Below are 15,305 nucleotides of genomic sequence, written 5' to 3' on the forward strand. Positions count from 1 at the left end.
AAGGTTAATACATGCTCCTGTTGTTAGGGAGGCAGCACCTAACCCGTAGCCTTTCAGTGTCAAATACTTCCTCTAAAAGTCTAAAGAAAAAGACCGAAAAGGAGATTGATAATTTTGAATCAGAAATCGATGAAAATGACTTTGACATAGCAATTCCGCAGGAAGAATTGGATGATGTTTTCATAAATATGCCTGATTTTGAAGAAGAGGAAGAAGAATGGAACAGATATGGAATATCTGGTGGGGATTACGGTTTTGCTCAAGGGGTTACCTTTGAAGAACTAAGTTCCCTGGGGATGCTGCTGCAAAAAGAAAAATTGGAGCCATCTCAAAAGGAAACAGCGGTTGCGATTGTTCAGAAAGTACAGGGAACCGAATTATTCAGTCTACTGGAAAATTCCATGGAAGGTACCTCCCGTAAGATAGCCGAGCTATTAGACGGGAGCCTTTCTTCTGAAACGGATGCCGGTTCTTCCATTTTGCGGAAAAATGATTTGGAGGAGTTTGATATTCGTGAGTTTGTGTAGATAAGCATAAAAATTGTATTTTTACATATAATTCTCAACAACACTTCGTTTAGCCGAAGTAGATTGTCCGTTGTGAATTGCTTTCAAAATTGTATTTTTACTTATGATTCCCAACCTTTAGAGTATTACGGTTTTGTTATATTTTGTTGTGAATTGCTTTCAAAATTGTATTTTTACTTATGATTCCCAACAATTACTAACAGCTTATGGTTTTAATCAAAGTTGTGAATTGCTTTCAAAATTGTATTTTTACTTATGATTCCCAACAACGATTAGTTACACCAATTCCTAATTATTGTTGTGAATTGCTTTCAAAATTGTATTTTTACTTATGATTCCCAACTTACGAGTGATGTTTTAGGAGATCGATACGGTTGTGAATTGCTTTCAAAATTGTATTTTTACTTATGATTCCCAACATTCAATTACCGTCTTTCTTCACTCAGCAGTTGTGAATTGCTTTCAAAATTGTATTTTTACTTATGATTCCCAACTGCAATTAATTGTACACCACCAACTAGTCGTTGTGAATTGCTTTCAAAATTGTATTTTTACTTATGATTCCCAACAGGAATTGCTGCAGGAAACCCAGGATTAGCGTTGTGAATTGCTTTCAAAATTGTATTTTTACTTATGATTCCCAACAATGTTTCAGGCAATAGAAGCCGAGTATATGTTGTGAATTGCTTTCAAAATTGTATTTTTACTTATGATTCCCAACACGACTTTTGGAATGAATTGCTTTCTTTTCGTTGTGAATTGCTTTCAAAATTGTATTTTTACTTATGATTCCCAACCAGATTCAATTTGGAAATGCATTGAGTATAGTTGTGAATTGCTTTCAAAATTGTATTTTTACTTATGATTCCCAACAGTTTTTAATTTTAATAACAAGTATTACAAGTTGTGAATTGCTTTCAAAATTGTATTTTTACTTATGATTCCCAACATAATAAATTGAATGATGCGTTGCAATCTGGTTGTGAATTGCTTTCAAAATTGTATTTTTACTTATGATTCCCAACGATATTTCTGTGTCTGTTGCATGGTCATGTGTTGTGAATTGCTTTCAAAATTGTATTTTTACTTATGATTCCCAACGATACCCTATATTATCGTATTCCGAGTACAGTTGTGAATTGCTTTCAAAATTGTATTTTTACTTATGATTCCCAACCTAAAGGAGGAATTGCAGGAACAGCAGAACGTTGTGAATTGCTTTCAAAATTGTATTTTTACTTATGATTCCCAACTATTAGACCATCTTAGTAAAGCGGAACAATGTTGTGAATTGCTTTCAAAATTGTATTTTTACTTATGATTCCCAACATTCCAATCTTAATATAACTATGGCAACAGGTTGTGAATTGCTTTCAAAATTGTATTTTTACTTATGATTCCCAACTGTTGTTTTAAATAGTGTTTAAACGCTATTGTTGTGAATTGCTTTCAAAATTGTATTTTTACTTATGATTCCCAACCAGGGGAGTTGTTTTTCGACAAAGGTCTTGGTTGTGAATTGCTTTCAAAATTGTATTTTTACTTATGATTCCCAACTTGAAGAATATGCGACTGCAGAACTGATTTGTTGTGAATTGCTTTCAAAATTGTATTTTTACTTATGATTCCCAACTGTACCCACAAGAACAGTTTTAGGCCAGTTGTTGTGAATTGCTTTCAAAATTGTATTTTTACTTATGATTCCCAACGCGCAATTAATAACGGTACATTCGTATTTAGTTGTGAATTGCTTTCAAAATTGTATTTTTACTTATGATTCCCAACGCATGCTCGCCCTTATTATCTGGAGACATGTTGTGAATTGCTTTCAAAATTGTATTTTTACTTATGATTCCCAACGATACTGGTGTTTGTGATAAATGTAATATAGTTGTGAATTGCTTTCAAAATTGTATTTTTACTTATGATTCCCAACAGGCAGTAAGTAAAGGCTTTGATGCTTACTGTTGTGAATTGCTTTCAAAATTGTATTTTTACTTATGATTCCCAACAATATCTGTCAAGTAAAGAAGGTGAGTTTTGTTGTGAATTGCTTTCAAAATTGTATTTTTACTTATGATTCCCAACTTTTACAAAAAATTCCAAGAGTTCCTGTATGTTGTGAATTGCTTTCAAAATTGTATTTTTACTTATGATTCCCAACAAAAAGCGCAAGCTAGACAACAAGGAAATCGTTGTGAATTGCTTTCAAAATTGTATTTTTACTTATGATTCCCAACTTTAGAATCTTAACTAATTCATTGTATTTGTTGTGAATTGCTTTCAAAATTGTATTTTTACTTATGATTCCCAACCCTATCTGATTCAGTAATGTCTGTAGTAGTGTTGTGAATTGCTTTCAAAATTGTGCTTTTTACTTATGATTCCCAACTCCTTTTAAATTACCTTTAGCATCTTTTTTGTTGTGAATTGCTTTCAAAATTGTATTTTTACTTATGATTCCCAACTCCTTTTAAATTACCTTTAGCATCTTTTTTGTTGTGAATTGCTTTCAAAATTGTATTTTTACTTATGATTCCCAACGAGTTTGTGGGTTATGTAAAAGATGTTGTAGTTGTGAATTGCTTTCAAAATTGTATTTTTACTTATGATTCCCAACGTAAAATTCAGGCTGCATATGCAAAAGCCTGTTGTGAATTGCTTTCAAAATTGTATTTTTACTTATGATTCCCAACTTTAATTTGGTGAAATGTTTTAAGGTTATTGTTGTGAATTGCTTTCAAAATTGTATTTTTACTTATGATTCCCAACAGACAGCAGGGCGCAGCGTTCCAGCTTTAAGTTGTGAATTGCTTTCAAAATTGTATTTTTACTTATGATTCCCAACAGGGTACACATAAGCATTATCCAGAATATGGTTGTGAATTGCTTTCAAAATTGTATTTTTACTTATGATTCCCAACCCAGAAAGGCCAGCGCCTGGAGCAGTTAAAGTTGTGAATTGCTTTCAAAATTGTATTTTTACTTATGATTCCCAACAAACCGCGGCGGACAAAGCATTAGAAGATAGTTGTGAATTGCTTTCAAAATTGTATTTTTACTTATGATTCCCAACATAAAGTCTGGAATGGTGCGACCACAGCAAGTTGTGAATTGCTTTCAAAATTGTATTTTTACTTATGATTCCCAACCCACAGTCAAAAAAGTAAATACGAAACTGTGTTGTGAATTGCTTTCAAAATTGTATTTTTACTTATGATTCCCAACCTTGGAATGAAAAATATTATAAACCTACACGTTGTGAATTGCTTTCAAAATTGTATTTTTACTTATGATTCCCAACGAGATGGGATGTGAAGAAATTGCATATTCTGTTGTGAATTGCTTTCAAAATTGTATTTTTACTTATGATTCCCAACTACAAGTAAAGAAGCCCTTCTAAAAAAGCTGTTGTGAATTGCTTTCAAAATTGTATTTTTACTTATGATTCCCAACTAAGATTATCTGCATTAGTAGATAAAATACGTTGTGAATTGCTTTCAAAATTGTATTTTTACTTATGATTCCCAACTAACTCTCCTTATAAAAGCTAATAAATTAGGTTGTGAATTGCTTTCAAAATTGTATTTTTACTTATGATTCCCAACAATAAAGCTAAAAGCGATGTAAATGTAAGTGTTGTGAATTGCTTTCAAAATTGTATTTTTACTTATGATTCCCAACTAGTTACTTTTTCTAATGCGGAGCAAGTAAGTTGTGAATTGCTTTCAAAATTGTATTTTTACTTATGATTCCCAACAGAAAATTTTTATATTCGATAACAGATATGGTTGTGAATTGCTTTCAAAATTGTATTTTTACTTATGATTCCCAACTTTACTAAGGTGTTTGTATTCACCGACAGTGTTGTGAATTGCTTTCAAAATTGTATTTTTACTTATGATTCCCAACGGTATCAAATTTTATCCCTGCCAAGAACCGGTTGTGAATTGCTTTCAAAATTGTATTTTTACTTATGATTCCCAACAAAAGCAAGAAAAGGCAATAGAAGCAATGAGTTGTGAATTGCTTTCAAAATTGTATTTTTACTTATGATTCCCAACAATACCATAAGTATATATTTAAGTTTGATAGTTGTGAATTGCTTTCAAAATTGTATTTTTACTTATGATTCCCAACCACATAGTTTTTTCAATGCAGTTGGAAACTGTTGTGAATTGCTTTCAAAATTGTATTTTTACTTATGATTCCCAACCAATTAAAGGTCTCCAATTGTCTCCATATCGTTGTGAATTGCTTTCAAAATTGTATTTTTACTTATGATTCCCAACGTAGATTCATTGTAAGAAAAGGAAATATAAGTTGTGAATTGCTTTCAAAATTGTATTTTTACTTATGATTCCCAACTTAATTTTCCGCCTCTTTTAGATGTAGCATGTTGTGAATTGCTTTCAAAATTGTATTTTTACTTATGATTCCCAACCTACAGTAACACCTGATGCTACGGCAACTGGTTGTGAATTGCTTTCAAAATTGTATTTTTACTTATGATTCCCAACAAATATAAGATTACTTACACCAGTAGAATGGTTGTGAATTGCTTTCAAAATTGTATTTTTACTTATGATTCCCAACTTTAAAATTTCAGAAGCGAAGCGAAAAGCAGTTGTGAATTGCTTTCAAAATTGTATTTTTACTTATGATTCCCAACTAAATTAGTAACCGACTGCATACGATCTTTGTTGTGAATTGCTTTCAAAATTGTATTTTTACTTATGATTCCCAACTTTCTTTTTTTATATGCGAACAGATAGCGGTTGTGAATTGCTTTCAAAATTGTATTTTTACTTATGATTCCCAACTACCCAAATTTGAATATGCGATTGCGCTTTGTTGTGAATTGCTTTCAAAATTGTATTTTTACTTATGATTCCCAACGGAACTTTAATTTAAGATCTTCCATTTATTGTTGTGAATTGCTTTCAAAATTGTATTTTTACTTATGATTCCCAACTTTAGATTATCTTGACGAATTGAATTTACCGTTGTGAATTGCTTTCAAAATTGTATTTTTACTTATGATTCCCAACGCGTAAGAAGTTTCTTCGCCAAACGGATTTGTTGTGAATTGCTTTCAAAATTGTATTTTTACTTATGATTCCCAACCTGCTAAATTTACAGCGCCTTCGGCTATTTGTTGTGAATTGCTTTCAAAATTGTATTTTTACTTATGATTCCCAACTCTTGATGGAGAACTTTATAATCATGAACTGTTGTGAATTGCTTTCAAAATTGTATTTTTACTTATGATTCCCAACGATTTCTAATCCAAACGGATTCGGTTCAGTTGTGAATTGCTTTCAAAATTGTATTTTTACTTATGATTCCCAACTTTGCAGCGAAATACTCTGCAAGATCTACGTTGTGAATTGCTTTCAAAATTGTATTTTTACTTATGATTCCCAACACAATGGCTTCCCAGTACATATAAAAAATAGTTGTGAATTGCTTTCAAAATTGTATTTTTACTTATGATTCCCAACCCTTTTGATTCTAAATATACCCGTTGTAGGTTGTGAATTGCTTTCAAAATTGTATTTTTACTTATGATTCCCAACGGTTGCATTTTGTGCTAATTCTTTGCTGCAGTTGTGAATTGCTTTCAAAATTGTATTTTTACTTATGATTCCCAACTGGATTACAATCCGTCCACGGGTAAACGAGGTTGTGAATTGCTTTCAAAATTGTATTTTTACTTATGATTCCCAACCGACGGGTTCTTTTGCATCATGAAAAACATGTTGTGAATTGCTTTCAAAATTGTATTTTTACTTATGATTCCCAACTATTTAAATACACGCTTAGGCCGGGCTCAAGTTGTGAATTGCTTTCAAAATTGTATTTTTACTTATGATTCCCAACTTGTGTACCCGCCTACTATTTCACCTCTATGTTGTGAATTGCTTTCAAAATTGTATTTTTACTTATGATTCCCAACTTTATATTGTTGAACCGTTCTAATAGTTAGTTGTGAATTGCTTTCAAAATTGTATTTTTACTTATGATTCCCAACTATGTTTCGATTTGCGCGTTGGGCCTGCTTGTTGTGAATTGCTTTCAAAATTGTATTTTTACTTATGATTCCCAACATACCAAAAACAATTACAACCGCTGAACCTGTTGTGAATTGCTTTCAAAATTGTATTTTTACTTATGATTCCCAACGCGTGTGCGGTTATATCTTAATCCATCATCGTTGTGAATTGCTTTCAAAATTGTATTTTTACTTATGATTCCCAACTAGACCAGTCAACCGGATCACTCCATTTTCGTTGTGAATTGCTTTCAAAATTGTATTTTTACTTATGATTCCCAACTAAATTAGTAACCGACTGCATACGATCTTTGTTGTGAATTGCTTTCAAAATTGTATTTTTACTTATGATTCCCAACTTTAGAATATCTTGACGAATTGAATTTGCCGTTGTGAATTGCTTTCAAAATTGTATTTTTACTTATGATTCCCAACCAGATGTTTATAATGTAAAATGGTTTGGAGGTTGTGAATTGCTTTCAAAATTGTATTTTTACTTATGATTCCCAACAAAGAATAGCCGAAGGATTGAATAAGATTAGTTGTGAATTGCTTTCAAAATTGTATTTTTACTTATGATTCCCAACAATTCGTATTTCTTCATAATGTTAAAAACAGTTGTGAATTGCTTTCAAAATTGTATTTTTACTTATGATTCCCAACAAGAATAAAAAATTAAGTGATGAAACACGTGTTGTGAATTGCTTTCAAAATTGTATTTTTACTTATGATTCCCAACACGCCTAATTTTTTTGCTAATTCTGCTTGTGTTGTGAATTGCTTTCAAAATTGTATTTTTACTTATGATTCCCAACTTGCTCACGATTACCAGCTTTAGTTGAATCGTTGTGAATTGCTTTCAAAATTGTATTTTTACTTATGATTCCCAACAAGTGCATTAAAAAATCTTCTTAAGCTTAGTTGTGAATTGCTTTCAAAATTGTATTTTTACTTATGATTCCCAACTTATGGATTTAGACAAGCCTTTAATTACTCGTTGTGAATTGCTTTCAAAATTGTATTTTTACTTATGATTCCCAACAGTAAAATGAAGCCAAAGGACAGAAGACTGGTTGTGAATTGCTTTCAAAATTGTATTTTTACTTATGATTCCCAACTCATCAATAGACTGGTTTTCTTTCATTCTGTTGTGAATTGCTTTCAAAATTGTATTTTTACTTATGATTCCCAACTTTGAATTGTTTTAAAAACTCACCACCTGTGTTGTGAATTGCTTTCAAAATTGTATTTTTACTTATGATTCCCAACCAGTTTTACAATACGGTTAACGGGTATCGCGTTGTGAATTGCTTTCAAAATTGTATTTTTACTTATGATTCCCAACCCGCGAAAGACATAGAGTTTCCAGCACTTAGTTGTGAATTGCTTTCAAAATTGTATTTTTACTTATGATTCCCAACGCAACAGTTGTAAAAGACTTGCAGGATTTAGTTGTGAATTGCTTTCAAAATTGTATTTTTACTTATGATTCCCAACGTGTATCACTATCACCACCCAGCGGACGCAGTTGTGAATTGCTTTCAAAATTGTATTTTTACTTATGATTCCCAACTAACAAAGTTGAACCAATAAGCGAGGACTCGTTGTGAATTGCTTTCAAAATTGTATTTTTACTTATGATTCCCAACAAATCGTGTAAACGCCCATCTACAGACTTGGTTGTGAATTGCTTTCAAAATTGTATTTTTACTTATGATTCCCAACAACAAAATCCTGCCTAAGAATATTTATTCATGTTGTGAATTGCTTTCAAAATTGTATTTTTACTTATGATTCCCAACCGGGAGAATATTAGCAGAAATATTCATTAATGTTGTGAATTGCTTTCAAAATTGTATTTTTACTTATGATTCCCAACTATTTTATTATTAAAGCTTTCTGCGCTCTCGTTGTGAATTGCTTTCAAATTGTATTTTTACTTATGATTCCCAACATTGATATCTGATAAGTTTTAGACACGGTCCGTTGTGAATTGCTTTCAAAATTGTATTTTTTCTTATGATTCCCAACCATCCTTAAAGTATATTGCACCTGCAAGTGGTTGTGAATTGCTTTCAAAATTGTATTTTTACTTATGATTCCCAACTTAAAAAAAAAGATTTGAATGAAAAAACAGTTGTGAATTGCTTTCAAAATTGTATTTTTACTTATGATTTCCCAACCGATATATATAGTTTATCTTTGAGTAAGCAGTTGTGAATTGCTTTCAAAATTGTATTTTTACTTATGATTCCAACTATACTATCAAGTTTTTGAAGAGTGTTTTTGTTGTGAATTGCTTTCAAAATTGTATTTTTACTTATGATTCCCAACGAGGAATCTTCTGAATATGGTAACGGTTTTGTTGTGAATTGCTTTCAAAATTGTATTTTTACTTATGATTCCCAACATTATTATAACCAATATTTTGCCATACTCCGTTGTGAATTGCTTTCAAAATTGTATTTTTACTTCTCATTCCCAACAAGCCTTTACTAAGAAATTCGGGGTCACCAAGTTGTGAATTGCTTTCAAAATTGTATTTTTACTTATGATTCCCAACTACAAAATCAATGCTGGAGAAAGGCTACTTGTTGTGAATTGCTTTCAAAATTGTATTTTTACTTATGATTTCCAACATAAAAATCAAAAAGGGGATTCCCCCTTTTTTTGTGAATTGCTTTCAAAATTGTATTTTTCTTCTGATTCCCAACATACCGCAAGTTAATTGTTTGATATATTGGGAGTTATGAGTTTGTTTTAAAATTGAAAAATGGAGATTTTTGTAGGTTGATTTATAAGGTCTTATGCCTTTTTTAGATCCTATTCTTAGAAAAGTTCTAATTGTTGAGACGGTTTCTAGGTTCGACAGGCTTTTTTCCATAAAAAAGTTCCATCATCCCAAATTGTTTATCAGTAATCTGCATGACACCAATTTTGCCATGTTCAGGTAAACTATTTTTTATTCTTTTAGAATGTACTTCGGCATTTTCGCGGCTGGCGCAAAAGCGCATGTAGATAGAAAATTGAAACATAGAAAATCCATCGTCTAATAGTCTTTTGCGAAATGCACCGGCTATTTTACGTTCTTTTCTTGTTTCGGTGGGCAGATCAAAAAATACTAATATCCACAAACTTCTATATTGGTTTAAACGTGTATAATGTTCGTCATACATAAACTGGGTATAAAATTCTTCTGGCGCTTCCTTCAAAACATTCCTGAAGCGAATGTGTTGTTCGGCTCATAGCCACCATCAAGGGGCTGTTTTTGCCATCAATGTTTACATCTATTGAGGCAATACTTAATAATTCCTTTTTTATTTCAACGGTTAATTCTTCATAAGAATGGTGTGTTTCCATAATATGACATACAATCAAATCGACATAAGGACGATAGGGCTCCATAATATCATCGGCAAGGCAATAGGCGTTGTATTTATTGCGATGAAAAATACCCAGAGTAGGCAACATTCCTGAACTAACCAGTGCTCTTGCTGTTATTGCTCTTAAAATAGCATAACCATAGTTGAGCAAATTATTGGGCGGGATTCCTTTTTGTCCTCGTGTAAAATTTTCTATTTTAATCAGGTTTTGCCAGTAAAAAACGGCCGCTCTTGCTTCATGATTCAAAGAATCTCCAGAGGTTACTTCTTTGGCCCAAAGTTCCATTTTACGCATCGGAAATCCTTTTTCTTTCAATAAACCTCCTTGATTGGTTATTTTGGCACTTATGGTTTGCTGCCATAAATTTTTCTTGAGCGGAACTGAAGCATTAATTTGATTTTTAAAACGCTCCGTTTGTTCGGTGTGACCGCTCAAAGGCATTAATAAACCAATGGGTAAATGTTGCTGATCACAATTAATTAATGCTACATTATTATGAGTAAGTTTTTCTAATAACCCATTGGTTATGGTGATTTGTTGGTTTTCTAGAACAATTACCCCGATATCTTCAATCGCTACAGTTTTCGTCTCTTGTTCCTTGTCTGGATAAGAGATTACGATTTGCTCATTTTTGGTGCTCAAATAAGCAGGATTACCAAAGAAAAGGGTTCGTTTTATCATCTGATTACTCGTTTAAGTTTTCCAAGTCTATCAACTTCTAGCTTCCATGCATATTCAGAAATTTTAAAACCTTCAATTGAAATTTGTAATTTGTTTTGACTGCCAAATTCTCCAAATTTTGTTTTAGGATCATATTGAAAAATCAAATTTGCAATATTGTTTTGTATGAAATAACATTCCTTTCCAGAGGTTTTTTCCATCTTATATATTCTATTTACTTGTTCTTTTGTCAAATTATTAATATCTAAAATATTGGGATTTTCAATTTCTTCAGGAGCCGGAACATAAACTAAATCATTTGGATTAAGATAAAAAAGAAGTGAGTATTCTCGTTTATTTTTATCAATATATTTTTTAGGGACAGAGCATTCATGAGGTTTAATTTTTTCCAAAGCGCCTAATTTTTGGCTTTCAAAGACTTCATTTAAAGGAATCGTATCATAGTTTCGTTTCCCTTTCTCATCTTGATAAATTGCAAAAAACATATTTGTCCCTTTCGCTGTTTCAACATATTTGTCCGCCTTGGGACCTATCTGCCCAAGTGAAAACCGTTTACTTTCTTCGAAAACACGAACTTTTTTTATAGGTTGATGATTTTTGCCATTATTGAGCGTTTTAATGTTTTTGTTTAATTCTTCTATACCTATTTCTGAAAAAGCTACTTCATGTGGAGCTATCTTTTTTCCACCCTCATCTATTGCATTTTGATATATTTCTTGTTTAAGATGGTTTAAAAGAATTTTTTGGATACCAGTGTCTGTTATCTTTTCTATTTTTTTTTCGTCAAACGTAGTATCTAAATTATTTCGTTCTCTAGTGGCTGTTGCTTCTATAGTTTCGTAAACTTGTACTTTATCGATAATTTTACCATTAATCATTACAGGAAAAGCTTTGAGGTATTTTTTCAAGCCTTCTTTATCATTTGGATATTGCTTGATTTTTGATACGATTTGTTTTTTAACTTCCTTATCAACAATTAATTCGATCTGTTCAATCGCACTAGTAATAGTAATATGACTTTGTTTTATTCGTTAGGTGCTGCCTCCCTAACAACAGGAGCATGTATTAACCTTAGCAAATGGTGATGTTTATGTACCACTCGTTCAGTTACGTATTGCTAAGGTTAACCTGGGAGCATCAGGTAGTAACAGCAGCACCTGATTTAGTCTTTAAAGCAATGGAAAGCCAATATACTAAATTGCTTATTGAAAATTTCCTTTTATCGCCTTATGAAATGACTGATACAGCACTTATGGCTGGATTGCAAAAAAATGTTTATCCAAAGTATGACGAACTCAAAACATTACAGAGGACTTGGGGGTCAAAAAGCACCTCTCATACGTTCGTGAGAAGCAAGAACCTTATTCAAAAGGGAACATTGCAAAGTATCTTGAAAAAGGCAATTGAACAATACTTACCAACTGTAAAATTACAAGACCTTGAACAATCAGGACGTGCAAGTGTTCGAGGTAAAGGAGAAATCCATGAGTGAAAATTTAAAAACCATAAAAGAAATTGCGGATGAAATAGGTGTTTCAAAGCAAGCTGTATGGCAAAAAATAAAAAAAGATGGTCCAATAGATTTACGTCAATTTACGTCAAAAAAAGGAAATACCGTTTACGTTGACGTTGATGGTAAAAAAGCCTATTAAGAATGCTTTTTTTAACAAAAACGTAACAAAAAAACGTCAACAAAAAGTTTTTGTTGCGACAACGTAAATAATTCAGTTGATGGCAATCTAGAGGGGAATGAAGAGATTTTATTTTTAAGGAATCTAGTGTGCAACTCCAATCAGAAAAAAAGAGCTTCATAAGCTATTAGACCAGCAACAACGTTTAGCCTTACAAGATAAAAAATTACTTGAAGAATATAAAGAAGAAATCAATGAATTAAAGTCTTTGATGGTACCAGTACGAGAAGATGAAAAAGAGTCGATTGCACGGGAACCTAATGATATAGATAAAAAAAAAGAAGAAACCAAGAAAAAAAATAAAAAATGGTGGCATTTTGGAAGAATGTGAAAGTATATAAAGATAAATAAATTTTTTAGTAAAACTGGAGGAATATTGTGGACAACGAAAAATTAATTAAATCAAAAGAACGTGTCCAACAACATGGAGAAGTATTTACCCCTCAATGGATGGTAAAAAAAATGTTAGATGTTGAGGGGATTAAACAAGCTTGCGAATTGTCGAAGCTACCTTTTTAGAGCCTGCTGCTGGAGATGGAAATTTCTTAGTGGCTATTTTAGAACGTAAATTGAAAGTTGTCACTGAACAATTCAGTGAGGGGCATTGGGGGACAAAATCATTGTTTGCGTTGAGTTCTATTTATGGAATTGAATTTTTAGCAGATAACTTTCAGAAATAGCTCGCTCTCGAGTATGTTAATCCATTATCTAAATTGGTATGAAGAAATTTTTCAAGAACAACTTCACAGTACAACAGATCTATATAAGTCTGCTATGTATATAATTCGTGCAAATATCGTCCGAGGAAATACCTTAACTAAGAAACACCCTGATTATGATATCCCGATTATATTTAATGAATGGAAAAAAATTAAAGGTTCTAGTAGTAAAGTGGAAAAAATTGAGTTTACCTTTTCAAGTTTATTTGAAAATGAAGAAGTGCTAGAAAAAGGAATCTCAGAAGGCCAACTTAGTTTATTTGATTTTGAAATGTTTGATGAAGAAAACAAAGAGAAAAAGGATGATTCAGTCATAATAGATATTAAGAAAATATATAAGTTGGGAGAGGGATGATATGTCAAATTTTGAATTTTTAACTTTAGAACTAGAAACAGCTGAATTATTTCAAACGGCTAACTTTGCTGAAAAAAATTATACGGAAAAAGATTATGAAGGTACGCTTACAAAAGTCAGGAAATTAGCTGAGAATATTGCCAATGAAATTGCAATAAAAGAACATATTGTATTATCAGAACGCTCTAGTTTTAATGATGTTTTACGTGAACTTAAAAATGATTCAATTGATCAATTTATAATTGAATCATTTTATGAAATTAAACAGGAAATGATTCAGCGCACAATCTAAATAGCCGTAGTGCTACACAGGAAAACGCTAAACAAGCACTCCATAAAATTTTTATAATTTTAGTTTGGTATATGAATCATTATTTTGAAATTGATATTAAAACAGCATATTTAGATTTCTTAGAGCCACAAGCTGAAACTCTATCAAACAGCAGAGCGTAAATTAATTTATATTCAAACAGCCGATAACACCTCTGGAATGTTTCCAGCTTATAAGGATGCACAAAAAAATGGAGAAGTTAAGAGCTCCTGATGATCATTTTTGAAGTTGATTGGTCTCCAAACAGCGAATTTTTAAGAACAGTAGGCGCAAAAAGAATCAATCAATATATGAAAACTTAGGGATTAAATTTGTCCTTGAATGGGTCGAATTAGCATGGAAAAAATCAACCAAAACGTCGTTTTAGTGGTCATGATGTTCATGAAGTACTGAAACGTTCAGGAATAAAGCGTCCCGAATTCCTAGATGGATCCGAATGGTTTGAAACAGATGTAGAAACAGCAAAGTCAGCAATTAAAGCAGTAAAAGAAGGCAAATCTGCACTTGATAGTGTTGAATGCAAAATGCTGACGATCGTGTTTCACTTCGCCCAGAACAATCATTAGCGGTAGAAAAAACTCGAAAAAATTTCAAAAAAAATAAAAAAATGCTATGGAATGCCAAAATGCGTTTTGGAAAAACCTTAACTTCCTTAGAACTTATAAAAGAGCAAAAATATACTAAAGTTTTGATTATGACCCATCGTCCTGTAGTTTCTGATTCATGGTTTGAGGATTTTGGAAAGATGAAGATGGCAGAGGAAGGCTATCGCTATGGATCAGAAGATACGCAGTTTAAGTTAAAAGATTTGAAATCAGGAAATACTCCATTTATTTACTTTGTTTCTATTCAAAAGCTCCGATATGGTGGAGAGAAAAGTAAATTTAAGAGAATTTTCTAATGTTGATTGGGATTTAATTATCATTGATGAAGCACATGAAGGGACACAGACTGAGCTTGCAGATAATGTATTGAAATCACTTGAAAAAGACAACACAAAAATTTTATCATTGAGCGGAACTCCGTTCAATATTCAAGATCAGTACAGTGAGGAATCTGTTTATACATGGGATTACCCAATGGAACAATCAGCGAAACTCCGTTATTCATTAGAACATCCTACAAGAGAAAAACCCGTATGAATCATTACCCAAAGTCAATATGTTTACGTTTGAGATGAAAAATACAGAACGCTTTTTAGATGATTCAAAATCCTTTAATTTCCGTGAATTTTTCCGTGTGAATGAAAACAATGAGTTTGTTCATAACGTTGATATTAATGCATTCTTAGATAATATTACTAATCAAGATAGTAGACACTAATTACCCCTTTTCAACTAAACAATATCGTAATGAATTACGAATCATTATGGTTATTACCCGGAGTTAAAGAAGCGAACGCTTTCGAAAAATTACTTAATGAACATCGAATTTTTGGAAAGGAATACAAAATTGTTAATGTTGTTAAAGATGATAAGTCAGATAGCAACGAAGTCGCAACAAATGGCGATTTGGATAAGGTTCGACAAGCAATAGGAGATCCGAGTCAGAGCAAAAGTTAA

At 31.9% G+C, this 15,305-nt stretch carries 12 protein-coding genes, 1 pseudogene and 1 CRISPR repeat array; of the genes and pseudogenes, 10 read left to right on the forward strand and 3 right to left on the reverse strand.

All coding sequences use genetic code 11. The features are described from left to right. The first annotated feature begins 11 nt into the window (after nt 1-11). The gene (locus AC1RYN_RS18590; RefSeq protein WP_481808157.1) at nt 12-527 is read left to right on the forward strand and encodes a conjugal transfer protein TraD; all 516 of its coding nucleotides are present in this window, start codon (nt 12-14) and stop codon (nt 525-527) included. A gap of 69 nt (nt 528-596) precedes the next feature. Further along, nucleotides 597-9,221: direct repeats of the CRISPR family, unit length 46 nt; unit sequence GTTGTGAATTGCTTTCAAAATTGTATTTTTACTTATGATTCCCAAC. A gap of 190 nt (nt 9,222-9,411) precedes the next feature. Here AC1RYN_RS18590 and cas2 read toward each other — a convergent pair. The 3 genes and pseudogenes from cas2 to AC1RYN_RS18605 form a co-directional block, all read right to left on the reverse strand. Then, a pseudogene (cas2, locus tag AC1RYN_RS18595) lies at nt 9,412-9,758 on the reverse strand (CRISPR-associated endonuclease Cas2). Beyond that, on the reverse strand, nt 9,751-10,647 hold the full coding sequence (gene cas1 / locus AC1RYN_RS18600) for a type II CRISPR-associated endonuclease Cas1 (protein WP_481808158.1): 897 nt from the start codon (nt 10,645-10,647) through the stop codon (nt 9,751-9,753). Before cas1 ends, cas2 begins: the two are co-directional and overlap by 8 nt. Then, nucleotides 10,644-11,525 (reverse strand): hypothetical protein, encoded by an 882-nt coding sequence (locus AC1RYN_RS18605; protein WP_481808159.1) that lies wholly within the window; start codon nt 11,523-11,525, stop codon nt 10,644-10,646. The genes cas1 and AC1RYN_RS18605 overlap by 4 nt, the downstream gene beginning before the upstream one ends. A gap of 212 nt (nt 11,526-11,737) precedes the next feature. Between AC1RYN_RS18605 and AC1RYN_RS18610 the strand changes: the two genes are divergently transcribed. The 9 genes from AC1RYN_RS18610 (at nt 11,738) to AC1RYN_RS18650 (ending at nt 15,305) form a co-directional block, all read left to right on the forward strand. Then, nucleotides 11,738-12,139, forward strand: coding sequence for a hypothetical protein (locus AC1RYN_RS18610; protein ID WP_481808160.1), 402 nt, complete (start codon nt 11,738-11,740; stop codon nt 12,137-12,139). Continuing rightward, nucleotides 12,132-12,299, forward strand: coding sequence for a hypothetical protein (locus AC1RYN_RS18615; RefSeq protein WP_481808161.1), 168 nt, complete (start codon nt 12,132-12,134; stop codon nt 12,297-12,299). The genes AC1RYN_RS18610 and AC1RYN_RS18615 overlap by 8 nt, the downstream gene beginning before the upstream one ends. A gap of 530 nt (nt 12,300-12,829) precedes the next feature. Beyond that, nucleotides 12,830-13,018, forward strand: coding sequence for a hypothetical protein (locus tag AC1RYN_RS18620; RefSeq protein ID WP_481808162.1), 189 nt, complete (start codon nt 12,830-12,832; stop codon nt 13,016-13,018). A 13-nt stretch (nt 13,019-13,031) separates the two neighbouring features. Then, complete coding sequence (locus AC1RYN_RS18625) at nt 13,032-13,412, forward strand: hypothetical protein (protein ID WP_481808163.1); 381 nt, start codon at nt 13,032-13,034, stop codon at nt 13,410-13,412. 1 nt (nt 13,413) lies between these two features. After that, complete coding sequence (locus tag AC1RYN_RS18630) at nt 13,414-13,704, forward strand: hypothetical protein (protein WP_481808164.1); 291 nt, start codon at nt 13,414-13,416, stop codon at nt 13,702-13,704. A gap of 556 nt (nt 13,705-14,260) precedes the next feature. Beyond that, nucleotides 14,261-14,644, forward strand: coding sequence for a DEAD/DEAH box helicase family protein (locus AC1RYN_RS18635; RefSeq protein WP_481808165.1), 384 nt, complete (start codon nt 14,261-14,263; stop codon nt 14,642-14,644). Further along, nucleotides 14,607-14,885 carry a DEAD/DEAH box helicase family protein gene (locus tag AC1RYN_RS18640; RefSeq protein WP_481808166.1) on the forward strand — a complete coding sequence of 93 codons (279 nt, stop codon included), beginning with the start codon at nt 14,607-14,609 and terminating at the stop codon, nt 14,883-14,885. The genes AC1RYN_RS18635 and AC1RYN_RS18640 overlap by 38 nt, the downstream gene beginning before the upstream one ends. 34 nt (nt 14,886-14,919) lie before the next feature. Next, the gene (locus tag AC1RYN_RS18645; protein ID WP_481808167.1) at nt 14,920-15,066 is read left to right on the forward strand and encodes a hypothetical protein; all 147 of its coding nucleotides are present in this window, start codon (nt 14,920-14,922) and stop codon (nt 15,064-15,066) included. Between the two features lie 29 nt (nt 15,067-15,095). Continuing rightward, nucleotides 15,096-15,305 carry a hypothetical protein gene (locus AC1RYN_RS18650; protein ID WP_481808168.1) on the forward strand — a complete coding sequence of 70 codons (210 nt, stop codon included), beginning with the start codon at nt 15,096-15,098 and terminating at the stop codon, nt 15,303-15,305.

This window comes from Flavobacterium sp. TC780 (genome assembly GCF_056783245.1).